The 25,421-nt window shown below is 43.8% G+C and carries 23 protein-coding genes; 20 read left to right on the top strand and 3 right to left on the bottom strand.

Annotated elements, in window-relative coordinates; translation table 11 throughout:
- The first annotated feature begins 156 nt into the window (after positions 1-156).
- Together M0C34_RS19170 and M0C34_RS19165 are read left to right on the top strand one after the other, a co-directional pair.
- Positions 157-1,788 carry a methyl-accepting chemotaxis protein gene (locus M0C34_RS19170; protein WP_248713258.1) on the top strand — a complete coding sequence of 544 codons (1,632 nt, stop codon included), beginning with the start codon at positions 157-159 and terminating at the stop codon, positions 1,786-1,788.
- A 166-nt stretch (positions 1,789-1,954) separates the two neighbouring features.
- Positions 1,955-2,257 (top strand): DUF1330 domain-containing protein, encoded by a 303-nt coding sequence (locus M0C34_RS19165; RefSeq protein ID WP_248713257.1) that lies wholly within the window; start codon positions 1,955-1,957, stop codon positions 2,255-2,257.
- A 532-nt stretch (positions 2,258-2,789) separates the two neighbouring features.
- Here the strand turns inward: M0C34_RS19165 and M0C34_RS19160 are convergent.
- Positions 2,790-4,310 carry a KAP family P-loop NTPase fold protein gene (locus M0C34_RS19160; protein ID WP_248713256.1) on the bottom strand — a complete coding sequence of 507 codons (1,521 nt, stop codon included), beginning with the start codon at positions 4,308-4,310 and terminating at the stop codon, positions 2,790-2,792.
- A gap of 834 nt (positions 4,311-5,144) precedes the next feature.
- A complete protein-coding gene (gene ilvC / locus M0C34_RS19155) occupies positions 5,145-6,626 on the bottom strand; it encodes a ketol-acid reductoisomerase (protein ID WP_248713255.1) in 1,482 nt (493 codons plus the stop codon).
- 225 nt (positions 6,627-6,851) lie between these two features.
- Here ilvC and ilvY point away from each other — a divergent pair, with 225 nt between their 5' ends.
- The 13 genes from ilvY to M0C34_RS19090 all read left to right on the top strand — a co-directional run bounded on the left by ilvY (position 6,852) and on the right by M0C34_RS19090 (position 20,055).
- Entirely contained in the window at positions 6,852-7,733 is an 882-nt protein-coding gene (ilvY, locus tag M0C34_RS19150; protein ID WP_248713254.1) for an HTH-type transcriptional activator IlvY, read from the top strand.
- Positions 7,734-7,766: 33 nt separating this feature from the next.
- Positions 7,767-8,240 carry a Cys-tRNA(Pro) deacylase gene (ybaK, locus tag M0C34_RS19145; protein WP_248713253.1) on the top strand — a complete coding sequence of 158 codons (474 nt, stop codon included), beginning with the start codon at positions 7,767-7,769 and terminating at the stop codon, positions 8,238-8,240.
- A 28-nt stretch (positions 8,241-8,268) separates the two neighbouring features.
- A complete protein-coding gene (locus tag M0C34_RS19140) occupies positions 8,269-9,006 on the top strand; it encodes a substrate-binding periplasmic protein (RefSeq protein WP_248713252.1) in 738 nt (245 codons plus the stop codon).
- A 69-nt stretch (positions 9,007-9,075) separates the two neighbouring features.
- Positions 9,076-9,330 carry a ubiquinone biosynthesis accessory factor UbiK gene (gene ubiK, locus M0C34_RS19135; RefSeq protein ID WP_248713251.1) on the top strand — a complete coding sequence of 85 codons (255 nt, stop codon included), beginning with the start codon at positions 9,076-9,078 and terminating at the stop codon, positions 9,328-9,330.
- Between the two features lie 444 nt (positions 9,331-9,774).
- A complete protein-coding gene (locus M0C34_RS19130) occupies positions 9,775-10,473 on the top strand; it encodes a hypothetical protein (protein WP_248713250.1) in 699 nt (232 codons plus the stop codon).
- Positions 10,474-10,557: 84 nt separating this feature from the next.
- Positions 10,558-11,109 carry a carbohydrate binding domain-containing protein gene (locus tag M0C34_RS19125; protein ID WP_248713249.1) on the top strand — a complete coding sequence of 184 codons (552 nt, stop codon included), beginning with the start codon at positions 10,558-10,560 and terminating at the stop codon, positions 11,107-11,109.
- A 39-nt stretch (positions 11,110-11,148) separates the two neighbouring features.
- Positions 11,149-11,658 (top strand): carbohydrate binding domain-containing protein, encoded by a 510-nt coding sequence (locus M0C34_RS19120; RefSeq protein WP_248713248.1) that lies wholly within the window; start codon positions 11,149-11,151, stop codon positions 11,656-11,658.
- 375 nt (positions 11,659-12,033) lie between these two features.
- The gene (locus M0C34_RS19115) at positions 12,034-14,118 is read left to right on the top strand and encodes a glycoside hydrolase family 52 protein (RefSeq protein WP_248713247.1); all 2,085 of its coding nucleotides are present in this window, start codon (positions 12,034-12,036) and stop codon (positions 14,116-14,118) included.
- A 167-nt stretch (positions 14,119-14,285) separates the two neighbouring features.
- Complete coding sequence (locus M0C34_RS19110; protein WP_248713246.1) at positions 14,286-15,389, top strand: AraC family transcriptional regulator; 1,104 nt, start codon at positions 14,286-14,288, stop codon at positions 15,387-15,389.
- Between the two features lie 323 nt (positions 15,390-15,712).
- Positions 15,713-16,816 carry an ABC transporter ATP-binding protein gene (locus tag M0C34_RS19105; RefSeq protein ID WP_248713245.1) on the top strand — a complete coding sequence of 368 codons (1,104 nt, stop codon included), beginning with the start codon at positions 15,713-15,715 and terminating at the stop codon, positions 16,814-16,816.
- An 88-nt stretch (positions 16,817-16,904) separates the two neighbouring features.
- Entirely contained in the window at positions 16,905-18,164 is a 1,260-nt protein-coding gene (locus tag M0C34_RS19100; protein WP_248713244.1) for an extracellular solute-binding protein, read from the top strand.
- Between the two features lie 55 nt (positions 18,165-18,219).
- Positions 18,220-19,215: a carbohydrate ABC transporter permease gene (locus M0C34_RS19095; RefSeq protein ID WP_248713243.1), complete on the top strand. Its 996-nt coding sequence runs from the start codon at positions 18,220-18,222 to the stop codon at positions 19,213-19,215.
- 9 nt (positions 19,216-19,224) lie between these two features.
- On the top strand, positions 19,225-20,055 hold the full coding sequence (locus tag M0C34_RS19090; RefSeq protein WP_248713242.1) for a carbohydrate ABC transporter permease: 831 nt from the start codon (positions 19,225-19,227) through the stop codon (positions 20,053-20,055).
- A 68-nt stretch (positions 20,056-20,123) separates the two neighbouring features.
- Here M0C34_RS19090 and M0C34_RS19085 read toward each other — a convergent pair whose 3' ends face one another.
- On the bottom strand, positions 20,124-20,363 hold the full coding sequence (locus tag M0C34_RS19085; protein ID WP_248713241.1) for a GlsB/YeaQ/YmgE family stress response membrane protein: 240 nt from the start codon (positions 20,361-20,363) through the stop codon (positions 20,124-20,126).
- Positions 20,364-20,556: 193 nt separating this feature from the next.
- Here M0C34_RS19085 and M0C34_RS19080 point away from each other — a divergent pair, with 193 nt between their 5' ends.
- From M0C34_RS19080 to M0C34_RS19060, 5 genes are all read left to right on the top strand, one after another.
- Positions 20,557-21,165 carry a GNAT family N-acetyltransferase gene (locus M0C34_RS19080; protein ID WP_248713240.1) on the top strand — a complete coding sequence of 203 codons (609 nt, stop codon included), beginning with the start codon at positions 20,557-20,559 and terminating at the stop codon, positions 21,163-21,165.
- 12 nt (positions 21,166-21,177) lie between these two features.
- Positions 21,178-21,801, top strand: a complete 624-nt coding sequence (locus tag M0C34_RS19075) for a DUF1349 domain-containing protein (RefSeq protein WP_248713239.1) — start codon at positions 21,178-21,180, stop codon at positions 21,799-21,801.
- Between the two features lie 143 nt (positions 21,802-21,944).
- Complete coding sequence (locus M0C34_RS19070; protein WP_248713238.1) at positions 21,945-23,291, top strand: class II 3-deoxy-7-phosphoheptulonate synthase; 1,347 nt, start codon at positions 21,945-21,947, stop codon at positions 23,289-23,291.
- A 176-nt stretch (positions 23,292-23,467) separates the two neighbouring features.
- A complete protein-coding gene (locus M0C34_RS19065; RefSeq protein ID WP_248713237.1) occupies positions 23,468-24,298 on the top strand; it encodes a hypothetical protein in 831 nt (276 codons plus the stop codon).
- Positions 24,299-24,460: 162 nt separating this feature from the next.
- Complete coding sequence (locus M0C34_RS19060) at positions 24,461-25,354, top strand: DMT family transporter (protein WP_248713236.1); 894 nt, start codon at positions 24,461-24,463, stop codon at positions 25,352-25,354.
- Positions 25,355-25,421: the final 67 nt, after the last annotated feature.

Raw genomic sequence — 25,421 nt, 5'->3', positions numbered from 1 at the left:
TGTGCATGCGAATTATTTGCATTAGTATTTAGTTCACAAGTCTGATGGATCTCATTAAAATGACCGCAACATAATAAAGCATCAATAAATGATGCAAGTTGGAGCTATTTTGCTTCGATCTCCGGTAAAAATGACAACTTCAAGCAAGGTTTAGTAATGGAATACTTCAAGTCTTTTTCTATACGTCAAAAGCTATATTTATTGGTTGGCTTAGCCATTTCGGTATTGGTAGTTTTACAGCTAATTTCAATGCAAGAGCTTAAACGCAGCTTGTTACAAGATCGCATCGATAAGTTAAAAGCAGTAGTAGAAGTCACCGCCGACAGTGTTGAGTTTTATCGACAACAAGCGCTAAACGGCGAGCTTTCAGAGGAACAGGCGAAAACGCAAGCGTTAGCCTTGGTAAGAGGTTTGCGCTACGAGGGCGAGCAGTATTTATTCATTGTAGATAACGATATGAACATGCTGGCTTATGGCGTCAATTTACAAAAAGAAAACACCGATTGGTCGCAGGTGAAAGATCCGAATGGGGTCTATTTGATTAGAGACATGTGGCAGCAAGCTCGCCATAACGGTGTCGCCCAAGTCAACTATCAGTGGAACAAGCCAAATCAGCAGACGCTAAGTGATAAGGTGACTTACGCTGTGATCGTTGATGGTTGGGATTGGCTATTAGCAACCGGCATATACGTTGATGATGTTGAGGCAATTTTTCAGCAGAAATTACTGTCTTCTTCGCTATATTGGGCTCTCACCTTAATCGTACTAAGCACTGGTGCTTGGGTCATTGGCAAAGGTATTTATCAGCCTGTGCAGGGTTTATTAGCGGTGATGCAGCAGGTTGCAATGGATAAAGACCTTACGGTGCGGGCCGCTGAATCGGGCGGGCAAGAAGTCAGCGCTATGGGTAAGGCGTTTAATAATATGCTAGACAGCTTTAACCATAGCATTCAAGAAGTGGCTGCAGCCGTTAGCCAAGTATCCAGCTCGTCAGAAGAGCTATCGGTCATTACCGATAGCTCACGGCAAGGGCTTAAACAGCAAGCGGCTGAAATAGACCAAGTTGCTACAGCAGTGTCGCAACTCAGTGTTTCGGTGGACGATGTAGCTGAACACACCAACAATACTTCAGATCAAACTAAACAAACCATGCAGCAGGCCCAGCAAGGGTTTGATACTGTAGTTGCAGCGCGCAATTCGGTTAGTCAATTGGCCAATGATGTAGAGCAAGCAGCTACCGTTATTCACGGCTTAGAGAAAGAAAGTGATAACATTGGCTCGATTCTCACGGTGATAAGTAGTATTGCCGAGCAAACTAATTTGTTGGCGCTAAATGCTGCGATTGAAGCTGCGCGTGCAGGCGATCAAGGCCGGGGTTTTGCCGTCGTCGCCGATGAAGTTAGAACTTTAGCCAAGCGCACTCAAGACTCAATTGGCGAGATTGAGGCGATGATAAAGCGGCTGCAAAATGGCTCGCAGAATGCTGTTCAAGTGATGCTGCAAAGCAAAACCAATGTGGATCAAAGCGTGTCTAATATGCAGCAAGTGAACTCAGCGTTAGATGGCATGCATCAAGGAGTGAGTGAAATTAGCGACATGAGTGAACGGGTATCTAGCGCTTTGTCCGAGCAAACCCAAGTGGCTAACGTTATTAAAGATAATGTTGTTGCGATAAGCTCAGTAGCTGAACTGACCGCAGTAAGCGCCGAACAAATCTCGGCGGCCAGTAAAGAATTGTCAAGCCTCTCTGTACACTTACACCAAGTGACCAGCGCTTTTAAGGTGTAATAACAACAGCCTCAAATACTGTTTGGGGCTGTTATCATTTCTCACGCGATTATCAATTTTGTCAGTCACTGCTAAGCTTTATCCAATTGTTCATGACTAAGTCAGCCCATTAGCACTTTCAGCTTGTTTTAGTGACAGGTTTGGATGGGTTTTGGAGGGTATCAATATGACTTATTACTCGGTATTAGAAGTGAGCCCGACCCACCAAGATTGGATCCCCGATTACACTGGCCCAACGAAGGCCTTGTTAGCTAAACACGGCGGGAAATATTTAGCACGCACCAATAACCATCAGCGCTTAGAGGGGCAGGGGGAGGGGGTTACCCTGCGAGTGATTATTGAATGGCCATCCAAGCAAGCCGCTTTAGACTTTATGAATGACCCTGAATATGCGCCTTATTTAAAAGCGCGGGTTGAGGGATCCGTGAGCCATCATGTACTGATCGAAGGTAGAGATGATTTAGCTTAAGTTCGCTGGTTGCTTTGCCGGTTTCGCCTACGGCGACGTCATAAGCTTTGTCCAGCTAAAGCTTACAAGCAAAAGAAAGGCTGCCCCGCATCTTCTCAGATCCTGCGTTGCGCATTCACAAGGGCGTTAAAGTAACTCGCTGCGCTCAAACAGACTTCAACTTTTCTCCCTTGTTCATTTACGCTACTCGGCGAAGATGATGGGGATTATTTCACGCGGTTGCTCATAATTCCCCTTATTGGGGAGCGTTGACGTCGCCGCAGGCGAAAGCTTTGCTTTTAGATTGCAAGTCTGATTACACATAATAGCGTGTTGGTCGTGTTGGTTTCGCCTTGACGGCGATGTACTTTTCTTTGCGTGGCCAAAGAAAAGTACACAAAAGAAAGGCCACCCCGCATCTTCTTGATTCCTGCGTTGCGCATTCACAAGGGCGTTGAAGTAACTCGCTACGCTCAAACAGACTTCAACTTTACTCCCTTGTTCATCTACGCTACTCGGCGAAGATGATGGGGATTGTTCCGTGTGGGTAGCTTTATTCGAAAGTAGTGGCTAATTCCACCCAATTTTTGTAGCTTTCTTTGGGAACCGACAATGATGAAAGCTCCATTCCTGCCATGTCAGTGGCTTGCGGTTTGCTGTGGGAATTTGCTATGTTTCTCTGTTGTTGCGCAGCTATCGGATTATTCAGATTTTCTATTTGCAGGGAGAGAACATCGCGGTACTTGAGTTGTTGGTGACCCTCTTCAAACTTAACAATGTAAAACCCGTCTTCATGCGGTACTAGGTTTTCAGGAAAAGGAATAGAAGGTGTAATTTTAACCTTTATGGAATCTCTCAGACTTGTGTTTATTAGCGTTGCTTGTAATTGGTCAGCGGTATGAAGCCCATATTTAGAGTCTTTCATCGGTAGTCTTTTCATTACGCATTGGTAATATTCCGGGTATTTATCATGAATAATCATCAATGAACATAGTAGTAATAAGTCGATATTTTCTTCATTAAGGTTCACTAGGATCGCGAGAATTTTATCAACTAATTGTTCAGTTTCTCGTAGAGACAAAATATAGATATCTGATACCGATGCTAATAGCTCGAAAAAATACCCTTTATCGTTATCTAGTTGAGGCCAAATTTTTGGAAAGAACTTATCTGTTTGTTCTTCGCTTAAATATGAAAGGTGATTTGCTATAAACGCTAGGCGAGGTTGTTCTTTTAGCGTGCAGCGGCGTTTGAAAAAGCGACCTAGGTAAACATTGGCGTCAAAGTCATTCCCATAAACCGCTTTAACTGCATGTTGCAGTTGCTCTGTATCGGTGGCTACGACAAAGATTACGTAAGGCATATCGAAGAAATGTTTGATCACCTCTAACATTTCTACCGCGTAGGAAGGGCGGCAGCGGTCCAATTCATCTACAAAAATAAAAGTAGGGTTTTGTTTTTCGGAGCAAGCGGTAACATTATCAATAAATGTGGTGATACTCTTCTTAAAGTCTTCAATACTGCTGAGTTTTTGTTCGTGATCTTTAAACATCGCTGCGACGACTTTTCCGGTGGCTTCCGCAAACTCCTCGCTCTTGCTTGGATCTTCTTCAGAATCTTTGTCTAGTATCTCATCGACATTAATACCACTAACTTTTTTGATTACAGCCTTGGTTATTTCTGGTGCGGCATGTTTGCAGAAGCCCCAGGCTTTACTCCCTATGTTTCTAATCGCTTGCTCGTCTTTATCTTGTGATTGGTCGCGAAGTTGAGCGGTAATTGACGACACAACTGTCATCATTGGGTCATCAGAAAAGTCTTGCTTCCAGGCGTCTATGTAAACCGTTGGATGGTGTTCTTCTATAGAAGCTTGCCAACGTTTTAGGAAGTAGGTTTTACCTGTTCCCCAGCTAGAGTTGAGGTTGAGTACATAGCCACTTTTAGCTTGGGCAATTAAGAAGTTGGTGAGGAAATTTGCATAAGTTGCACGATTAAGTTTGTCGGCAGAAAACTCTTCATCATTTTCCTTTGTTAAAGGGGGACTCCAATCAAAGTTATATTTTTTACCTGCCACTTAACTTGCTCCGTAAACTCTTATTGAGTAAAGTTATCATAAGCCTGCATATTTGTGGCTTACTTTCTAGTTAATGGTAGTTCCACAAATTTTTTCTTCTGAGTAATAATTGATTTTTGGGTTAGCTGGTTGTGTAGATTTCGCCTTGACGGCGACGTCATTTTTCTTTGGCGAGCAAAGAAAAACGAAGCAAAAAGAAAACTCGCCCTGCATTATCTTCTTCCTGCGTTGCTCGTATCTAAGTGCGTCGAAAAACTCGCTACGCTCAAACAGGTTTCGACTTTATCACTTAGACACTTGCGCTACTCAGCGATAATGAAGGTATGAAAAGAGATGACGCTTTGTGTTGCGGCGCTTTTATAACAGATACTTAAAATATATTTAGCTTAGCGAAATCAAGAGCTCTAAATACACGCATTTGAAGTTAAGAATTATTAATCACAAATCCATTCAATAAAAGAAACCTCAATAACTATTCAAGTGGGGGCTTCCCCATCATCTTCGCCGAGTAGCGGAAATGAGCTAGGGAAATAAGTTGAAGCCTGTGTGAGCGTAGCGAGTTGCTTCAACGCCCTAGTGAGTGAGCAACGCAGGTTTTTAGAAGATGCGGGGCAGCCTTTCTTTTGCTTCGTTTTCTTTGGCTGTTCAAAGAAAATGACGTCGCCGCAGGCGAAAGCTCTGCTTTTTAAAAGTGATTTCGATTGGTTACAAATGCGGGTAGGCGAAAGCTTTTAATTAATGCCAATTAATATAAAAACAAAAAAAGCCCTGAGCATTGCTCAGGGCTTCCTATTTCCACCATTAGCTAATCGTCATTAGCTAAAAGTAAGAAGATTAACCGCCTACAGCGATTTTCTTCATGTCTTTCATGTAGCCGCGTAGTTTCTTACCTACAACTTCTACTGGGTGGCTGCGTAGCGCTTCGTTTACTTCGATTAGGCGAGCGTTATCAACGCCGTTGCTTTGCTCTTCAAAGCCTTTACCGATGTACTCTAAGCTGATGTTGTTCACGGTGTCGCGCAATAGTGGCACAGCAGCGTGAGAGAATAGGTAACAACCATATTCTGCAGTATCAGAGATTACTACGTTCATTTCGTACAAACGCTTACGGGCAATGGTGTTAGCAATTAGCGGAGTCTCGTGTAGTGACTCGTAGTAAGCACTTTCTTCAATGATGCCTGCAGCAACCATAGTTTCGAACGCTAGTTCTACACCGGCTTTAACGAGGGCAACTAAGATAATGCCTTTGTCGAAGAATTCTTGCTCAGTAATTTCTACGTCAGATACTGGGGCTTTTTCAAAACCGCTTTGGCCAGTTTCTTCACGCCACTTAAGCAAGTTAACATCGTTGTTTGACCAGTCAGTCATCATAGTGCGAGAGAATTCGCCTTCGATGATGTCGTCCATGTGTTTTTCAAACAATGGGCGCATTAGGTCTTTAAGCTCGTCGGCTAGGTCAAAACACTTAATTTTAGCTGGGTTAGACAGGCGGTCTACCATGTTGGTAATGCCACCGTGCTTAAGGGCTTCGGTTACTGTTTCCCAACCAAACTGGATAAGTTTAGCGGCGTAACCAGGCTCAATGCCTTCGGCTACCATTTTGTCATAACCTAAGATGGCGCCAGTTTGTAACACACCACATAAAATGGTTTGCTCGCCCATAAGGTCAGATTTAACTTCAGCCACAAAAGAAGACTCAAGTACGCCCGCGCGGTCACCACCGGTTGCAGAAGCGTAGGCTTTAGCAATCGCAAGGCCGTTACCTTGTGGGTCGTTTTCTGGGTGAACAGCAATTAGGGTTGGAACACCAAAGCCACGTTTGTATTCTTCACGTACTTCAGTACCAGGGCACTTAGGTGCAACCATTACAACAGTGATGTCTTCACGTACTTGCATGCCTTCTTCAACAATGTTGAAGCCATGTGAGTAAGCTAAGGTAGCGCCTTTCTTCATTAACGGCATAACCGTTTCTACTACGTTGCTGTGCTGCTTATCTGGCGTAAGGTTAAGTACCATATCCGCTTGTGGGATAAGTTCTTGGTAAGTACCAACGGTAAAACCGTTGTCGCTTGCTTGAACAAAAGAAGCACGCTTCTCAGCAATGGCTGCGTCACGTAAAGCGTAAGAAATGTTTAGGCCTGAATCACGCATGTTTAAGCCTTGGTTTAGGCCTTGTGCGCCACAACCCACTACTACGATGTTCCAGTCTTTAATAAAGTTACAACCATCAGCAAATTCGCTGCGATCCATAAAACGACATTTACCTAATTGCTCAAGCTTTTGGCGCAAGCTAAGGGTGTTGAAATAATTAGCCATGTTTGACTCCGTAAAAATAGCGTTAATTAAATGATGATGGTGTTGTTGTGTTTACGAGATCCCGATGCACCTCTTTGTGTGCGTTTCTTGTTCCTGTCTCGTGATGGCCTCAATATAAACATAAAGTAGCATTGCGTAAAATGATGTTTTTGGGATATTGTATTTCACATATTGCAATAAGGGTTGTGGTTCAATGGGGAAAATGGTGTTTAAGGGGAATAAGCGGTGGACGTAAGAAGTGTTGAGCTGTTTTTACACCTAAGTCAGAGCTTACATTTCGCTAAAACTAGCCAAGCGATGCATGTGAGCGCTTCTACTTTAAGCCGGGTCATCCAGCGTTTAGAAGAGGAATTGGGCAGCAGCTTATTTACTCGAGATAAACGCAGCGTGCACCTTACTCAGGCGGGGCAACGTTTTCGTAGCTTTGCTGAAAACTGGCTAGAGCAATGGCGTCAATTGCAAATGGACCTCTCTCTACAATCTAGTGAATTGGCCGGTGAGTTGACGCTATATTGTTCAGTGACGGCTAGTTATAGCCATTTACCCGATATTTTGGATAAATACCGCTTATCTTGCCCCAATGCTGATATCAAATTGGCCACTGGTGATGTAGCCATGGCGGTAGACAAAGTCGCCAATGGCGAAGTAGATATTGCCATTGCTGCTCGCCCAGAACAGCTCCCCCTGAATATTGCCTTTGCCAGTATTAGCAAAATTCCGCTGTCGATAATTGGTCCAACAGTGTCGTGCAACGTGCGTAAGCTATTAGAGCGTAACCCTATTCCTTGGGATCAAGTACCCTTTATTTTACCGGAGCATGGCCCAGCGCGAGCGCGTATTGATCATTGGTTTAAGGCAATGCGTATTACGCCTAATGTGTATGCCAAGGTCGCTGGTCATGAAGCGATTGTGAGTATGGTGGCCTTGGGCAGTGGAGTGGGCATAGCGCCCGAAGTGGTAGTAGACAACAGCCCAGTGCGTGAGCGGATCCAAAGTATTGCTGTTGGGGTTGAGTTAGCCCCTTTTGATTTGGGGATCTGTATGTTATCAAGAAGGTTACACGAACCATTAATGCAACGGTTTTGGCAAGTCGCCGCGCGTAATTAAACATCCATTTAAACGGGTATAAGGTGGTAATTAATGACACCCGCAGTACAGCAGCTTAAAAAAGCCAAACAAGAATTTCAGTTACTTGAATATAAAAGTGACCCCCAACAAGGCAACTTTGGCCAAGACAGCGCCGACAAGTTAGGCCTTGATCCGCAGTGGGTTTTTAAAACCCTAGTGGCGTGTGATGAGCACGACCCTAAGAAAATGGTGGTTGCTGTGGTACCAGTAACGGGTCAGCTTGATTTAAAAGCACTGGCTAAGGCCGCAAAAATCAAAAAGATGCGCATGGCCGATGTGCCAGTGGCCGAGCGCACCACCGGTTATGTAAAAGGGGGAATTAGCCCCTTTGGTCAAAAAAAGCGTTTACCTACCTTTATCGACTGCAGCGCAGAGCAACTGGATGAAATTGTTGTCAGTGCCGGTAAGCGTGGTTTATCGTTGCAATTATCGGCTAACGTTCTGCAAAATCTGCTGGGGGCGCAGTTTGCTATACTTAGTCACTAGCGTGAAGATTTTTAATCCAAGGTGGGCCATGCGATATTTGTTGTTAATAATAGTTACTTTCCACTGGGCTGTTTTAGCCAGTGATTTAGAACCTGCAAAATTTTCCACCAGTATCGTCAAGCCTTGGGGTTACCAAGACGCAGAATTGGCTGGGCAAGGTCTACTGCCGAGTTTCACCCAAGCCTTAGTGAAAGAGGCAGGTATAGACTACCTCAATACTATGCGACCTTACCCAAGAGTAATTAAAGAAATGGAATCGGGGAGTGCCGATTTTGCGGTAATGTTTGCTAGCCCTCATTCAGACGAGATAGCGGTTGATTTAGGTTTAGTGGTGACGGTCAAAATAGTGGCCATCGCTAATGCTGGAGAGCAGCCTGTTCACCATGTATCGCAATTAGCCGGCAAACGTATAGGCGTTATTCGTGGCTCTGCTTATGGGCCTGATATAGATGATAACCCTTATGTTGAGCGGGTAAGTTTTATTAATACCGAGCAAGGTATTCAAATGTTGCTGCTAGGTCGCATCGACGCAATGATCGCCACTAATTACTCGATAAATTACGCATTGAAAGAGTTACATGTTGCGGCGGCACAAATCACACCCATATATCAATTAGCCACACGAAAGGTTCATTTGTATTGGTCGCGTTCGTCCGGCCAAAAGGAGCAAGCAGAACGCTTAAAGCAAGCGTTGGTTCGTTTACGTGAAGATGGTGTGTTAGATAACATTTTTGCCTTGGACGGTACTTTGGCTAATCAGTATTAAATACCTTTTCGCTTCGCTTGAGCCGACAAATAAGCTTCTATACAATGAGGTCAAATTAAGGAGAGTTTAATGATTAACCCGGCTAAAATTGAAGAAATAGCGAAACAAGTGAGCGACATGGTTCCACCTGGGCTAAAAAATGTAGGTGATGAATTTGAGCGTAAAGTAAAGCAAGTGATTCAAGCTAAGCTGAGCCAACTTGACGTGGTAAATCGCGAAGACTTTGACGTACAAACCCAAGTGTTATTAAGAACCCGTGAAAAATTAGCTGAATTAGAGTTAAAAGTGGCAGAGTTAGAGTCGCGTTTGAATCAAACGTCTTAAGTCAGGGCTCATTTCACCAATATAAAAACAAGGCTACCGCTTTGTTTTTTTTTGCACCTTAATTTGTTTATTTTATGAAATATAGCCACTTACTTTTATCTGTGTTGTGATATATGGTAAATTCATTGTGAATTTTTATTCTCAAGCTATTCATGGTTATTGCAGGCGAGATCTCACTTTTGTCTTTTGTTGAACATATTATTAACATCAATTATCCTTCTTTTTCAGTATCTTATGGTTAAAATCTTTGTTTTTTAACAAATCTCTCCAAGCTTTTGCTAAATATCGCTTAGTCATTTAAAGTGAATTTTATTTCGTGATAGCGCTTACATTGTGATCTCTGTCGTTTCCATGCGCCTGCTTGCGCCTTACGATAAAAGTGTAAAAGGCGTCTAGGGCAACTCGGGTCAAGAGCCTTCAAAGGGATTTCATAGGGAGAGAACAATGTTTAACAACACAATATTTAAAGTATCAATGTTAGCCGCTGCAGTAACCATGGCCGGTTGTGCCAATGACGAGGGTACGCCAGTAATACCGCCACCGCCAGCAGATGAAGCTTTAGTTATTATTGATGATGGAGCGACCGGTAGTTTTACACTTAAAGTAGGTTACGCACCTGATTATCAAAAGACAGAGTTAGCGAAAGATGGAACTTATGACCAAGCTGGTCTTAAGGTTTCTCCAAGTGCTAACGGTGAAGAATACGTTTGGGAAGTTGAAACATTTGGCAACGGTGAAGCGTATTTCATTGTTGGTAGTGATACCCAAATGGATATGACTGACTATCAAGCTGGTATTTATGTATTTGATCTAAACGTAACTAATGCTACTGCGTCAGGAAACTATGCTCACCAAATCGTAATGCAAACTAGCGGTGGTGCGACGGATTACCTTGATCGAAATACCTACTACTTTGGCCAAGATCAATTAGCTGACTTAGAAGGCGAAGGCTGGAAAACAATCACTGTGCCAGTTAGCTGTCTCAGCGCCGATGAGAATGGCAACTTTGATATCACTAAGGTGAACGAAGTATTCCGTTTGGACATTCGCAACGAATCAGTTACCTATGAATTAGGAACTGTGAAGCTTGAGAAAGACGCAACTATGAGCCCTGAAGGCGCGGTTGAGTGGACTTGTGGCTAATCAATAGCTAACAGTAGGCCGCTAAATGTTTTTTAGCGGCCTATTTGTCTTTAACTTGGAATAAAGGCGCATAAGGATATGAAAATGAAACGTTTTTTTGTGTTGTTTGTTGCCATTTCTTCAGGTTTCTTAGTGGCTTGTGGCAGTACTGGAACATCCGGAGATAGCAGCAAAAAAGATCAATTCGCCATTCCGTTAATGGTTACCTACACTCTCAATGACGGAAAAGGCTGGGACAAAGTCAGCGCGGGCACCCAAGGTTGGGGTGACGGAGTCGGTAAATTTAGCTTAGCGAACGAGCAAGCTAATGTGAAAATCAGAAAGAAAGCCAGTAATCCTTGGCATATTCAATTAAAACGCCCTGTGGCTTTAGTTGAAGATATGCACTACGAATTAACCGTTGAAGCCTCGGCCAGTCAAGAAAGCTTGATGGTAGTGGCGGTGCAACAAAATTATGGCGATTACGTGACTTATTTTTATCGTTCAGAAACAGTAAGCACTGAAAACCAAGTATTCACTTATGACTTTACTATGCCTAATGATGAGAGAAAGGGGACTTTTTCAATCATGTTTGGTGACGGTGAAGAAGGTGTGAGCTATAGCTTACGTAACATTAAGTTGAATTCGACCTATTAGTTATCTCAAACCTTAAGCGTTATTTAAAAGGAAAATATTATGAAACTGCTAACATCTCTAGCCTTAGCATTTAGCTTATTCTCGGTAGCATCGGTGTCACAGGCTGCCAATGTAGATATTAAATTAGACAATGGCAAAAAATGGCAAGAGGTCAATGCGGGCGTTGACGGTTGGGGCGACGGTAAAGGTAATTTTTCCTTTAATGGCGACACCGCTACGGTAACCGTAGAAGAAAAAGCCAGTAATCCTTGGCATATTCAATTAAAGCACCCAAAAGTGAACCTTGAAAAAGGCCAGAACTACCAAATTACCGCTGAAGTAAGCGCCAGTGCTAAAAGTCCATTAACCATTATCGTACAAAAAGACTCTGGTGATTACGCCACTTATTATGCTGAAGATGTGAGTGTTAACAGCGCGTCTCAAACCTTTAGTTTCCAATTCAAAATGCCAAAAAGTGACAGCAAAGCCGCGTTTGCTTTCTTCGCTGGTGGCGCTGATCAAGGTGTAACGTATACCTTTAAAAACATTAGCCTGAAATCCATGAACTAGTTTTTCCATAACCTTCTTTAACCTATCAACGTAGGCAGTGCGCTTAATCCCAATAGCACTGTATGTTTTAGCAAGCTATAGCAGTTTGCTTGCTTAAAACAGCTACATTACTCGGTTACTCCTCGTTCCTTTCTGCGAGGAGTTTTTTTATTGTTTTTCGTATCATGCTTAAGGTTTCTGTGGTGCCATTTTTTTTGTTTCTTTACACCTTCTGATTTTATGACTTAACTCAAAACTTCCATTATATTCCTTTGAATCAAACACTCGCCTTGGGTAGATTGAATTCATGTGAAAGCGCTTACACTCTTTTGATAGGCGCAAATCAATCCAATTTGGCGGCGCGTGTGCGCTGTTTCTTCAATCCCAGGAGTTGTTATGCAACATAATCAGCAGTTTTTTCATGCTCATCACTCGCCAATGGGCGCATTAGCCTCTTTTACCTTTGGTGAGCATGGCGACCACGGAGGAATGGGTTTAGAGCTAGGAGCTCCTTACGAAGGCAATATCTTCATCGGCTACCAAGATGGTGACGGTGTGGTAAATAGTTTTCCATTTTACAAAGGCGCTAATGATCAAAGTGAGCGTTATGTTCAAAAAGATGACAGCTCAACACTCACCGAACGCACTTTTTCAGAGGTAGAGCGTGATTACCGCTGGGCGAGCGATACATTTTCTGCTCCAGGAATTAGCCTTAAAGTGCTGAGCCCGTTTTTTGATATTCCCGATCCTGCTTTGGCTCAGCATCAATTGCTTAAACAGGCCAGCTGCCCTGCGGTATATGTAGAGCTCACGCTTGATAATACTAGCGATAAAGACTGGACCGGCTTTTTTGCTTTGCAGGGAGAAGAATTACGCTGGAACAAGCTGCTTGATGGTGATGCAAATGGTATGGTTGGGGTGACGTGTCGCAACAATATTGGTCTGGCAAGCAACAGCAAACATACCCGCGCATTTAGTCATTTTTCGGTACAAAGTGCTTTGAGTAAAATGGGCAACAACGAGTGTTTCATGCTAGGCCCAACCGCTGGTGTGATGATTGATGTGAAAGCCGGTGAAAAAGTCACGGTTCGTTTAGCTTTAGGCTTTTATTTAGACGGTAACGTAACCTTTAACCGCGCAATGCAGTATTACTACACCCAGCACTTTACAGGCTTAAACGATGTACTTGCTTATGCATTACGTCATTACGATAGTTACGCCGCCATCGCAGAGCGCGCCGATAAAGAGCTATTAGCCAGTTCATTAAACGCCCATCAACAGTATTTAATCGCGCATGCTACTCGCAGTTATTATGGTTCAACCCAGTGGCTATTTGACGGCACCCAATCTGTTTGGGTGGTCAATGAGGGCGAGTATTTGATGATGAATACCCTCGACCTAACCGTAGATATGCTGTTCTTTGAATTGAAGAAAAACCCTTGGACAGTGAAGAACACGCTTGAGCAGTTTTTAACTCAATATAGTTTCTATGATGAGATTTTTGACCCCGCTAATCCCGAGCTTAATTTCAGCGGTGGCTTGTCATTTACCCATGATATGGGAGTGTCTAATAATTGGAGCCCTAAGGGAGAAAGCTCTTACGAAATGGCGGGTTTAGACAGACTTTGTTTTAGTCATATGACCTATGAGCAGCTAACTAACTGGGTATTGTGTTGTGGCTTATACATCAGCAAAACAGAAGACCGCGCTTTTGCCACTGAGCAGCGTGGTACCCTGATCGACGGTTTACAATCGCTGTTAAACCGAGATAATCCCGAGCCAGCTTTACGTGATGGAATCATGAGCTTCGAATCAGCGAGAACCGAGCAAGGGGGAGAAATTACCACCTATGATTCTTTAGACCATAGCCTTGGCCAAGCTCGGGGCAATATTTACCTAGCAGGGAAAAGTTGGGCGGCTTACTTAGCGATTGCAGAGGTGCTCAATCAATTAGGCGAAACAGAGCACGCTGCTATTGCTCTACAAGCGGCAAAACGCTGTGCTGATAAGTTAACAGAGAGTTTTGATCAAGAGTTAGGCTATGTACCAGCGGTATTAGATGGACACTCAAAAAGTGCCATTATCCCAGCGATTGAAGCCTTAGTTTATCCTTATCAGATGGGCTTAACAGAGGCCGTTTCAGAAACGGGGCCTTACGCTAGCTACATTAAAATTCTAAAATCACACCTAAAATATGTGTTAAATGATGAATACTGCTTATATCCAGATGGCGCATGGAAGCTGTCTTCTACCGCTGATAATTCTTGGGCAAGTAAAATATTTTTGAATCAGTATGTTGCTCGAGAAATTTTAAATATTCCTGAGGCCTTTAGCGTAGAGGCTGATGCCGCTCACCAACGCTGGCAAACCGAAGGTGCCAGTAAACATGCGTGTTGTGATCAATTCAGCTCCGGTAAGCCAATTGGTAGCTTGTATTATCCTCGATGTGTGACCAACATCTTATGGTTAGATGAAAAATAGCCTTTTAGCCTAGGATCGTTGGCTTGGTGCTAGCTGCTAGAGTACTAATAGAGTGGCGACTTAATCAGCGCTAACTAGCAAAGTATAATAATTAACAAGCTGATGAGGTTCATCAGCTTGTTGCTTTTTGCGCTTTTAGTTGAGTGGCAGGAGAAGGGAGAATCTAAATGCGAGAACGCAATGCAGTTTTATTGTTGCTCGACGTAAAACACCCCTATGACAGAGAAATCTTAAAGGGAGTGACTAGTAATAGCTGTCCATTATCTCATTGGATGCAGCCAGAAGTAATGACCATTGCTGAGGCTAAGCTGATCACATTAGATCGGTTTTGCGGAGTGATTGCCGATTTCGATAAATTGGGCGTACCGCAGTTTTGTAAAGATCTCTCTCTTCCCTTGGTAGCGTTATCAGGTTCACGTTTAAATCTATTACCTGATCGCAATTTTGCGCGAGTTAGCCCTGATAGTTATGCCATTGTTGAACTTATCGTGCAGTCATTCTTGGCGAGAGGCATTCGTCGTGTCTCTTTCTTTGGAGGAGTGCCCGCTTTTTCTGCTCCTTGGGTGAAAGAACGCAAAAATGCTCTGGCTAAGTTGGCACTAAAATACAAATTAGAGTGGTTGGAGTTAAGCCTTCCAGAACTCACCAAACCTGAGCAGCAAGTGGGGGTGTTAGCCGCTTCAGATACTCAAGCGCGTCAATTCGCTAGTTTGTGCCATGATCAGGGCATTAGTGTACCAGGGCATTATTCGATTATTGGCGTAGATGCCGATCCAACCGAAAGTGCATTATCGCCTCTTTCTTTGTGCTCAGCGGTATTACCCACTCAGCAAATTGGAGAGCAAGCAGTGCGTTTGTTGCAAGAACAGATTGACGGAAAACCTGCGCGCGAAATATTGGTGCCTGCCGTAGAGATTGTTAGTGGTGCCTCGGCCGACCTTGCCGCTCCCACCGATCCCCTTATTACCAAGGCTTTGTTCTTCCTAAACAGTAACTTTCACCGCCGAATTAAAGTCGCTCAGGTTGTAGACTATTGTGCGGTATCTCGCAAAACTCTTGAAACACGCTTCAAACAAATTCTTGGAAAAACCGTGCATCAACAATTACACGAAGTTCGAATGGAATTTGCAAAGCAACAACTTACCACTACAAATTCCTCGGTTGATGCAATTGCCGATGCTGCGGGCTTCTCAAATCAACACTACCTGTATTATCTATTTCGCCAGGAAATGGAAATGACGCCAAATCAGTACCGGAAAAAGTTTGCGTGAAAACATAAACGGCTAATTAATTGTTACTAGCAAGACAACGCCGTTGATATTTTTTTGAGTTTCTAAAATCTTCGCTAAGCCTTATCGCTAGTGGTTTCGTGACTATCGCATTACGTTATATAGTTTAATAATTGCTAATTGTCATGATAGTGGCTTTTTTTATGACACGTCTCAAATCTTAACCTTTATTAGTTTGAAGACCTTTTCAGGCTTAGCTAAAGTTAGTTCCAAGAAAGCGCTTACACGAAAGTGGTGAAATAGAATTTTTTTTCTTGTTTCGTGTCAACGCTTCTCCACATTTAAACTTATGGAAACGATACATCATGGCAGCAGTTACTTTTAACAATTTGAAAAAACGCTTTGGTAAAACCGAAGTGGTAAAAAGCTTCGACTTACACATTCAAGATGGTGAGTTTGTCGTGTTACTTGGCCCTTCTGGTTGTGGTAAATCAACCACTTTAAGAATGCTTGCTGGTTTAGAAGATATTTCAGATGGTGAAATTTTCATCGCTGACGAGCTAGTGAATGACCTGCACCCAATGGAACGTAACATTGCAATGGTGTTTCAAAGCTACGCTTTGTACCCACATATGAGTGTTGAGCAAAACATTGCGTTTGGTTTGAAGATGACCGGCGTTCCAAAACCTGAAATCGCCAAGCGCGTTAAATATGCTGCCGACATGTTGGAGCTTACGCCACTGATGGACCGCAAGCCTAAAGAGCTATCGGGTGGTCAACGCCAGCGTGTAGCAATGGGTCGTGCAATGGTTCGCACACCAGAAGTATTCTTATTCGATGAGCCCTTATCAAACTTAGACGCTAAATTGCGTGGCTCTATGCGTGCAGAAATCAAAACTTTGCACGACAAATTAGGTACTACCACGTTGTATGTAACCCACGACCAAGTTGAAGCCATGACTTTAGCAGACCGGATTGTGATTTTGAAAGATGGTTACATTGAGCAGGTAGGAACACCTAAAGAAATTTTCGAAGAGCCAGCTAATAAGTTTGTTGCTTCGTTTATTGGTGCGCCAGAGATGAATATGATTCCGGCCACTATTAAAAAACTAGGTACGACCTCAAGCCTAGTTTTCTCAGACCAACATATCGATTTACCTGCATCTTACGCAGAAGATGAGTTGGTTTGTACCTTGGGGATTCGTCCAAGTGACTTATACCTAACTAAACGCTCTATTGAGTCAGACACTATCGGAAACGTCTTGGCCACTGTTGTGGGCGTTGAATTATTGGGGTCAACCTATCATGTGCAGTGCGAGTTAGACGGCGCACGTTTCATAGCAGAAGTTGCCATTGCAGATGATGTAAACGCAGAGATGCAAGGTAAAGTGGAGTTGTTCTTCGATATTTCGCGGATCCACTTGTTTAATAATGAAACTGGCAAAGCAATATTGCCACAATTGAACTAGTTTGCTTCCAAGCGCCTAAAAGGTTTTAGGCGTACTACCCAACTGCGACATTGAATAATAATAAAGTTCATGTACTTAGGAGAATAGGATGTTTAATAAAAAGAAAATTGGAACGGTAGCTCTAGCTTTAGGTGCCACACTTGCGTTAACCGCAACGTCGGCATTCGCTAAAACTACTCTGACTGTAGCTTCATTCCCAAGTTTTGACCTAGCGGTACAGTCAGCCATTCCTTTATATAAAAAGCTTCATCCAGAAGTAGAAATTAAGTTGGTATCTTTGGCTTACGGAGATCACCACAATGCAATGACCACAGCGTTAGCAACTGGCGGTAACCTACCTGATGTTATGGGTATCGAATATGGTTACATCGGCCGTTTTGCTTCTTCTGGTGGTTTAGAAGATTTACGTGCTGCTCCATACAGCGCTGCACAATACGAAAAATTATTCTCGAAATTTACTGTGCCACTAGCCACTGGCGGTACCGGTACACTAGCAGCTATTCCAGCTGATATCGGTCCTGGTGCGTTGTTCTACCGTGAAGATATCTTTACCAAAGCGGGCGTAACGCAAGAAGACCTAATTAAAGACTGGGATTCTTTCATCGCTGCAGGTAAGAAAATTAAAGAAACGACTGGCTCTTACTTAGTGGCTAGCGCAGTGGATATTAAAGACGTTGTGATCCGTAGTGGTCTTGAAGATGGTCAAGGTATCTACTTTGATTCAGACAACAACATCACTGTTAACAACGACCGCTTCAAAGAAGCATTCCGTTTAGCTAAAGCTGTTCGTGATGCAGGTATTGATGCGCAAGTGGGTGCTTGGAGCTCTGAGTGGACTGAAGGTCTACGTCGCGGCACTATCGCTTCTCAAATGATGGGTGCTTGGTTAGGCGGTCACTTGAACAACTGGATTGCTCCAGACAGTAAAGGTCTATGGCGTGCAGCTGCACTACCAGGTGGTACTTATGCAAGTTGGGGTGGTTCTTTCTACGCCATTCCTAAGAAAGCACAAAACAAAGCAGAAGCATGGGAGTTCATTAAGTTCATGACAATGAACAAAGAAATGCAAATTGCTGCGTTCCGTGATTTAGACGCTTTCCCAGCATTAATTGAAGCTCAAAATGATGATTTCATTAACCAGCCTATTCCTTACCTAGGTGGCCAAGTGGCTCGCGTAGAGTGGAAAAAATCTGCTGACCGCATTCCAGCATTAGACGTGCATAAGCATGATCCAGTTGCTGAACAAATCATCAACGATGCACTAGAAGGTGTATTAGAACGTGATGAGAACATTGATGCAGCGTTAGCTGAAGCTGAGAAACAAATCAAGCGTCGCGCTAGACGTTAATTTTAAATCCTGAGGGAGCTTGCTCCCTCTCTTTTCCTTTTGTCGGGAGTTAAAGATGTCTTCTGTCGAGTCTGCCGTAAGACCACCAGTAACCAAAATAAGAAAGCGGACCCTAAAGCAGCGACTAAACGCTAGTGGCTATAAGTGGGCTCCTTACTTATTTGTTAGTCCATTCTTCGTTATTTTTGCTGTTTTTGGGTTGTTCCCATTACTATTTTCATTGTTTTTATCTTTCCACTATTGGGAGCCAGCCTCCGGCCTAGCGGCAATGGAGTGGGTAGGCATTGAGAACTTTACCTTCACATTGACCGATGATTGGTTTCAAAAATCAGTTTTCAATACGATGTGGATCGCTCTTGCTGCCGGTATCCCGCAGCACGTAGTAGCTATTCCATTAGCGTATTTCTTACATACCAGCTTTAAACGTAGCCGTAACACGGTTATCGGCATGTACTTCCTGCCGTTTATTACCTCGTCTGTGGCTATTTCTTTGGTATTCACTACCTTATTCTCTCGCGATTTCGGCATGATTAATATGCTGTTTACGTCGGCGGGTAACTGGACAATATTCGGTGATATTCAGCCTTTATCTTGGCTATTCCCAACCGCAAATATTGACTGGAACCGTCCTGAATATACTAAGACGATGATCGCCTTTGTTGTGTTCTGGCGCTATGTGGGTTGGAACACCGTATTGTACCTCTCTGCAATGCAGACTATTCCTAAAGATCTTTATGAAGCGGCAACCGTTGATGGCGCTAAACGTTGGCAACAATTCTGGTACATCACAGTACCTATGCTTAAGCCAATGATGTTCTTTGCAGTAACCCTAACCATTATTGGTAACTTACAGTTGTTCGAAGAACCGTTCATTATTACCGGTGGTAGTGGTGGCCTAGAGCAAGCGGGTAAAACTGCAGCAATGCACATGTATATTACAGCATTTGTTGAAGGTGACTTTGGTACGGCGTCAGCAGTGTCTTGGATTCTGTTCGCTCTAATTGCTTTCCTCACCTGGGGCAACAACAAATTACTTGGTGAGAAGAAGTAGGACTTAATCATGAATAAAATTACTAAAAGCCATTTAATTGCGTACTTTATAGTGGGGATGGGCGCGATAATAATGCTTGCGCCGTTCTACTTCATGTTTGTATTTGCGTCGCATACCAACTCATCGATTCTATCGGTGCCACCACCAGTATGGTTTGGCGGAGAGTTTGTAAACAACGTTGGTATTCTTTTAGATGCACTACCGTACTTCTGGCACAACATTGGTTTGAGTTTCTACGTAGCCTTAATCACTACAGTATTAAACTTATTCTTCTGTTCACTAGCCGGTTATGCCTTCGCTCTGTTTGAGTTTAAAGGTCGCAACATTATGTTCGTGTTAATCATGGGCACCATGTTACTACCACCATTCTTAGGCATGATTCCAACGGCATTGATTATGTCTAAGCTCGAGTGGATGAACCAACCACGTGCGCTTTACATTCCAATGGCTTGTGGAGCAATGGGTATCTTTATGATGCGTCAGTTTATCTCTAGCGCGATTCCTAAAGAGCTAATTGAAGCGGCACGTATGGACGGTTGTAACGAGTTTGCTATTTACTGGCGTGTAGTGGTTCCACTTATTACTCCAGCATTTGGTACGCTTGGTTTGATTACCTTCATTGGTCAATGGAACAACTTCATGGGCCCATTGGTGGTAATGAATGACATGAAGATGTTCACCGTGCCACTCGCACTACGAGCACTACAAGGTACTGGTCAGGTTCCTTGGGGCGCAATTTGTGCCGGTGCAGCAATTGCGGTAGTACCACTGATGATCTTGTTTGTTATGACCTCACGTAAGCTGATTGACGGCTTAACAGCGGGTGCTGTGAAAGGCTAATAAACAAAGCAAAATAAAAAGCCAGCCTAACTAGGCTGGCTTTTTTGTATCCGCGTTTTAACCTAAGGTTACTTTTTAACAATACTGACGATGTAAAGTAGAATAACCGCACCCGCTACCGCAGTAATCAGAGAGCCCAGCATACTGGTAGTGCCGAAGCCCAATAAGCCGAATACAAACCCACCGACCACCGAGCCAACAATACCGACTACGATGTTACCCACTAAGCCAAAGCCGTCGCCCTTCATAATGTTGCCGGCTAACCAACCTGCGACTGCGCCAATCAATAACCAAATAATAATGCCCATACGTTCCCTTATTCATGAGTGAAATATTTGCCATGCTAACTGGGCTCGCGATATAGCCACATTAGCGTCTGCTTGGCTTAAGTGTAGTCAATAGTTGAACATATTTTGATTAAAGTTTACGCTGATTTTTTCTTTCTATTCACTTGCTTGCAGTTTAATCTGAACACTGAGCCTGACAATTTAGGAGCCATCGATGAGTGCTCAAGCTTACCTTATAGACACTGAATTAGACGCCGACGATGTATTGTTACAGCCCTTGCAAATTAGCCATCGCGACGCGCTGTTAGCTGCCGAAGCAGATGGCAAGCTAAGTGAGCTATGGTACACCAGTATTCCTAATGCCAGCTCTATTGATAGCTACCTAGAAAGCGCCTTGTTAGATAAGCAGCAAGGGCGGGCTTTACCTTTTGTGGTAGTCGATAAACACAGTGGTAAATTGATCGGTGCTACCCGTTATTGCAACGCTGATGGGGTTAATCGCCGTTTGGAGATTGGCCATACTTGGTATGCTAAACGCTACCAACGCTCGGCGGTAAATACCCAGTGTAAGTTACTGTTGCTGGGCTATGCATTTGAGCAGCTGAACTCGATTGCCGTTGAGTTTCGAACTCATTGGCATAATCACGCTTCACGCAATGCGATTGCCCGCCTTGGCGCGAAACAGGATGGGGTATTGCGTAACCATAGTGTTGATGCTCAGGGCAATTACCGCGATACGGTGGTGTTTTCTATTACCAATCAAGAGTGGCCGACGGTAAAGCATTCGCTGCAATATAAATTAGCCCGATATAACAAGCTTTAAGGACGTTAATTGATGAAGGCATTCGCGAATGCGCAGTGGATAAACCCACCCAAACAGTTTCTATTAGACCAGCAGCAACTGCAGCTGACGACTGAACCACATACTGATCTTTGGCAGCGCTCTTATTATGGTTTTCGTAATGACAATGCGCCCGCTTTACTCATAGAACAACAGGACAATTTTAGTCTTAGCGTAAAAGTCAGTTTTAACTATCAGCAGCAGTTTGATCAGGCTGGGGTGATTATCTATCTCGATAGCGACAACTGGTTTAAGGCATCAATAGAATTTGAGACTTCAGCGCTATCGCGGTTAGGATCGGTAGTGACTAATTTAGGCTATTCAGATTGGGCCACCACCGACATTGTCACCCCGCAACATATTTGGTATCGCTTAAGTCGCCGTGGGCCTGATTTTTTGATCGAGTATTCTCAAGATGGCCAACACTATCAGCAAATGCGGGTGTTTCATTTACACCTCTTAGGGGAAACTCAAGCAGAACAAGGTGATCCGCCAGCGCCTGCTAAACACACGATTAAGTGTGGTTTATACGCCTGTAGTCCGATAGATTCATCATTTACCGCCTGTTTTGAGCAGCTGCATCTCTCAAGTTGTTTATGGCGCTCTCACCCCTTGTAGGGGGTGTTTTAGCTTAAAATGATGCCTTTTGGCGAGCAATAAGTAAAAAATAGTTAGTTTTGAATAAAAAAACTTAAATTAGCGCTTTTCATGCGGCTGAGAATGCCTATTATGGGGGTTTAGTACACTCTCGGGAACGCAACATGACGCAATGGACACCCTCAAGCTGGAGAGACAAACCAGTAAAACAATTACCTACTTACCCTGATCAAGAAAAACTTCAACAAACCGAGAAGTTTTTAGCTGATCAACCCCCGCTTGTGTTTGCAGGTGAAGCGCGAGCTTTACGTGAAGACCTAGCTAAAGTAGCTAAGGGTGAAGCGTTTCTATTGCAGGGTGGTGATTGTGCTGAGAGTTTTGATGAATTCCGCACTAGCCATATTCGAGATACCTTCAAAGCCTTAATGCAAATGGCGGTAGTGTTAACTTTTGGCGGTCAAAAGCCAGTAGTAAAAATTGGCCGTATCGCGGGTCAGTTTGCTAAGCCGCGTAGTGAAGACATGGAAACCATCAATGGCGAGAGCTGGCCATCGTACCGTGGTGATATTATCAACGCCATCGACTTTAATGAAAAAAGTCGCGTGCCAGATCCACAGCGCATGGTAGATGCTTACAATCAATCTACGTCTACGCTTAACTTGTTGCGCGCTTTCGCCCAAGGTGGCTTGGCTGATTTAAACCAAGTCCATAAATGGAACTTGGATTTTATCAAGAAAAGCCCACTGGGTGAGCGTTACGAAACCTTAGCGGGTAGCATTGAAGAATCGTTGGCCTTTATGAATGCTTGTGGCATTAACCCTGCAACAGCACCGCAATTACGTGAAACCAACTTATACACCTCGCACGAAGCGCTATTGTTACCTTATGAGCAAGCCTTAACGCGTTGTGACAGCTTAACCGGTAAGTGGTACGACTGTTCTGCACACATGTTGTGGATTGGTGATCGTACTCGTCAAATCGACCACGCTCACATCGAATTCTTGCGTGGCGTAGAAAATGCTATTGGTTTGAAGGCCGGCCCAACCACCGATCCTGAAGAGTTATTGCGGATTATCGATATCATTAACCCGAACAATGAAGCGGGTCGTTTGAACTTAATCGTGCGTATGGGAGCGGATAAAGTGGCTGACCACCTACCTGGCTTGATTCAAGCGGTAGAGCGTGAAGGTAAAAATGTAGTGTGGAGTTCAGACCCCATGCACGGTAATACCATTAAAGCGCCAAACGGTTACAAAACACGTCGTGTTGATGATGTATTGCGCGAAGTTCAGCAGTTCTTCCAAATTCATAAAGCGGAAGGTTCATACGCTGGTGGTGTTCATTTTGAAATGACTGGCCGTAACGTAACCGAGTGTGTGGGCGGTGCTTTCCAAATCACTGAACACGACTTAGCGCAGCGTTACCATACATACTGTGACCCACGTTTAAATGCTGACCAAGCTTTGGAATTAGCATTCTTAATTGCAGATCATATTAAAGCGGCTCGCTAATTAGATTTTTTTGCTAAAAAGCCACCTGCGGGTGGCTTTTTATTTTTAATGTTAAAGTTTTATCGGCATATTGTATCGATTCACTCGATAGTTTGATGTAACTACACCACAGACTTGCTGCTTGGTTAACACCCTCCTAAATTTGTTTGCTTTTGTGCCTAACTGCGAGCAATAAAATGTCTTTGACCTCCCCAAAAATTAATTCAAGCGTGATGCTTGGCGCCTTATTAAGTGCTGGTTTGTTTAGCCAATACGGCTATGCAGAAGCGAGTACAGCTTCGGTTGAGCAAAACCAAGAACAAGATTTACAAGATATGTCTGATCCGCTGGCGGTATATACCCAAGCTGGCGTAGGGCTTACCAATAAAGGCTTAAACCTAAAAGTGGGCCAAACTTACGATACTGGAAAGCCAACCACCATGGCGATGAATATTATTGAAGTAAAAGGTTTTGCTGGTGAAGCGCTTGGGTGGGATGGAAGCAGTCAACGTGATAACTCTGTGGACTCCATTCGCTTTCGAAATTTTGGTGTAGATATCACTAATGGTCGCGGTTCTCAATTAGATGTGAGTTACGACATTAGTAATGAAATGGGCAGTGCTTCTTATTCATTTATCCAAGCGCTACCCAAGATGGGGCCCTTTCAACTTTATCCGTTAGCTGGCGCAGGTGTGGCGTTTGCCAATAACTACGCGAAAGGTAGCGATGATTATGCTGCGGGTTATTCTGCGCCTGGCACCTTTGCCTTAGTGGGGGCTTATTCAAAAATTACCATTACCGACAAGATTTGGCTTAACTACAACCCAATGTGGATGAGTAGCTTGTCGGGTTCTGATTTTTACAAAGATAACGCTTTTGGTATCGGTAATAGTGATGTCTTTACTCATGAATTTGCGGCTTCTTATCAAGTTAACCCACGCGCAAATGTACGTTATTATGCTAACTGGACTGAGTATTCTAACTTTCAAGATGGTGACCATCGTATAGAGTTTAACTATCAGTTTTAGTGGTTTCACCCTGCTGTGAGTCTTTGTCAGTATGAACCGCCGCTCGTTTAGGGCCAAGTTAACCGCCTTTAGGCGGTTTTTTTATGGCTAAGCTATTATCGGGTCGCTTGTTGTTTTAGTTTGTAGCACACTGCCAGCATATCAATGTGTTTGGGTTACAAAATGGATTTAGCCAGTGTTATTCGCTTGTTATTGTTATCAGCTATTTGGGGAAGCTCTTTCCTGTTCATGCGGGTAGCGGCCCCAATATTAGGGCCTGCAGTACTTATTGAATTGCGCGTTGGCTTTGCCGCGTTATTTCTGTTGGCAGTAGGCTATTTTTTGAAGAAAAAGCTGATGCTACGAGAGCATTGGCGTCACTACCTTATTCTTGGTTTGTTTAACTCCGCTTTGCCATTTTTATTGCTGGCCTATGCTGCGCAAACCTTGTCTGCTTCACTGCTGTCTATCCTTAACGCCACCGCGCCAATATGGGGGGCAATCATCTCAGCCTTGTGGTTACGCCAGGCTCTCGCGATGAAAAAGGTTCTCGGCCTGGTGATTGGGGTGCTGGGTGTGGCAATACTTGTGGGTTTTGATCATGCAAGTTTCGCCCCTGGTGCTAAAGTGGCTATTGCTGCCTCGATAGGTGCAGCAGTCTGTTACGGCATAGCCAGTACCTACGCACACTCAGCCAAATCAGTTGAGCCTTTTGCTAATGCCCATGGCGGCATGTGGGCTTCAACACTATTGGTTGCCCCAGCTATGTTGTTCTTCCCTGTGGTGGAGCTTCCTTCGAGCAATTTGATGTTGTCAGTGGTGTTTTTAGGGGTGGTGTGTAGCGGGGTTGCTTACTTGTTGTATTATCGCTTGGTCACCGATGTAGGCGCCTCGTCGGCGTTAACCGTGACCTTTTTGGTCCCCATTTTTGGCATTTTGTGGGGCCGTGTTTTTCTTAACGAAACGATTGGTTGGAATACCGTAGCCGCTACTTTGGTAATTTTGGTGGGTACGGCTTTAGTGACGGGCTTTTCTCTGCGAAAAGTGCTTAACGCTAGGTTAACAATAAAGGTTTGACCTTCACCATGATGAAGCCAATCTAGTAAAAAGCGAAAGCCCAACCCATACTTATAGTTTCAGGGAG

The organism is Agarivorans sp. TSD2052, assembly GCF_023238625.1.
Classification (GTDB): domain Bacteria; phylum Pseudomonadota; class Gammaproteobacteria; order Enterobacterales; family Celerinatantimonadaceae; genus Agarivorans.
The sequence above is the reverse complement of the archived record's forward strand: the minus strand, read 5'-3'. Positions and strand labels throughout refer to the sequence as shown.

Coding starts and splice junctions, on each gene's coding strand:
- M0C34_RS19170 (WP_248713258.1), top strand. CDS start 157: ATGGAATACTTCAAGTCTTTTTCTATACGTCAAAAGCTATATTTATTG.
- M0C34_RS19165 (WP_248713257.1), top strand. CDS start 1,955: ATGACTTATTACTCGGTATTAGAAGTGAGCCCGACCCACCAAGATTGG.
- ilvC (WP_248713255.1), bottom strand. CDS start 6,626: ATGGCTAATTATTTCAACACCCTTAGCTTGCGCCAAAAGCTTGAGCAA.
- ybaK (WP_248713253.1), top strand. CDS start 7,767: ATGACACCCGCAGTACAGCAGCTTAAAAAAGCCAAACAAGAATTTCAG.
- M0C34_RS19140 (WP_248713252.1), top strand. CDS start 8,269: ATGCGATATTTGTTGTTAATAATAGTTACTTTCCACTGGGCTGTTTTA.
- ubiK (WP_248713251.1), top strand. CDS start 9,076: ATGATTAACCCGGCTAAAATTGAAGAAATAGCGAAACAAGTGAGCGAC.
- M0C34_RS19130 (WP_248713250.1), top strand. CDS start 9,775: ATGTTTAACAACACAATATTTAAAGTATCAATGTTAGCCGCTGCAGTA.
- M0C34_RS19125 (WP_248713249.1), top strand. CDS start 10,558: ATGAAACGTTTTTTTGTGTTGTTTGTTGCCATTTCTTCAGGTTTCTTA.
- M0C34_RS19120 (WP_248713248.1), top strand. CDS start 11,149: ATGAAACTGCTAACATCTCTAGCCTTAGCATTTAGCTTATTCTCGGTA.
- M0C34_RS19115 (WP_248713247.1), top strand. CDS start 12,034: ATGCAACATAATCAGCAGTTTTTTCATGCTCATCACTCGCCAATGGGC.
- M0C34_RS19110 (WP_248713246.1), top strand. CDS start 14,286: ATGCGAGAACGCAATGCAGTTTTATTGTTGCTCGACGTAAAACACCCC.
- M0C34_RS19105 (WP_248713245.1), top strand. CDS start 15,713: ATGGCAGCAGTTACTTTTAACAATTTGAAAAAACGCTTTGGTAAAACC.
- M0C34_RS19100 (WP_248713244.1), top strand. CDS start 16,905: ATGTTTAATAAAAAGAAAATTGGAACGGTAGCTCTAGCTTTAGGTGCC.
- M0C34_RS19095 (WP_248713243.1), top strand. CDS start 18,220: ATGTCTTCTGTCGAGTCTGCCGTAAGACCACCAGTAACCAAAATAAGA.
- M0C34_RS19090 (WP_248713242.1), top strand. CDS start 19,225: ATGAATAAAATTACTAAAAGCCATTTAATTGCGTACTTTATAGTGGGG.
- M0C34_RS19085 (WP_248713241.1), bottom strand. CDS start 20,363: ATGGGCATTATTATTTGGTTATTGATTGGCGCAGTCGCAGGTTGGTTA.
- M0C34_RS19080 (WP_248713240.1), top strand. CDS start 20,557: ATGAGTGCTCAAGCTTACCTTATAGACACTGAATTAGACGCCGACGAT.
- M0C34_RS19075 (WP_248713239.1), top strand. CDS start 21,178: ATGAAGGCATTCGCGAATGCGCAGTGGATAAACCCACCCAAACAGTTT.
- M0C34_RS19070 (WP_248713238.1), top strand. CDS start 21,945: ATGACGCAATGGACACCCTCAAGCTGGAGAGACAAACCAGTAAAACAA.
- M0C34_RS19065 (WP_248713237.1), top strand. CDS start 23,468: ATGTCTTTGACCTCCCCAAAAATTAATTCAAGCGTGATGCTTGGCGCC.
- M0C34_RS19060 (WP_248713236.1), top strand. CDS start 24,461: ATGGATTTAGCCAGTGTTATTCGCTTGTTATTGTTATCAGCTATTTGG.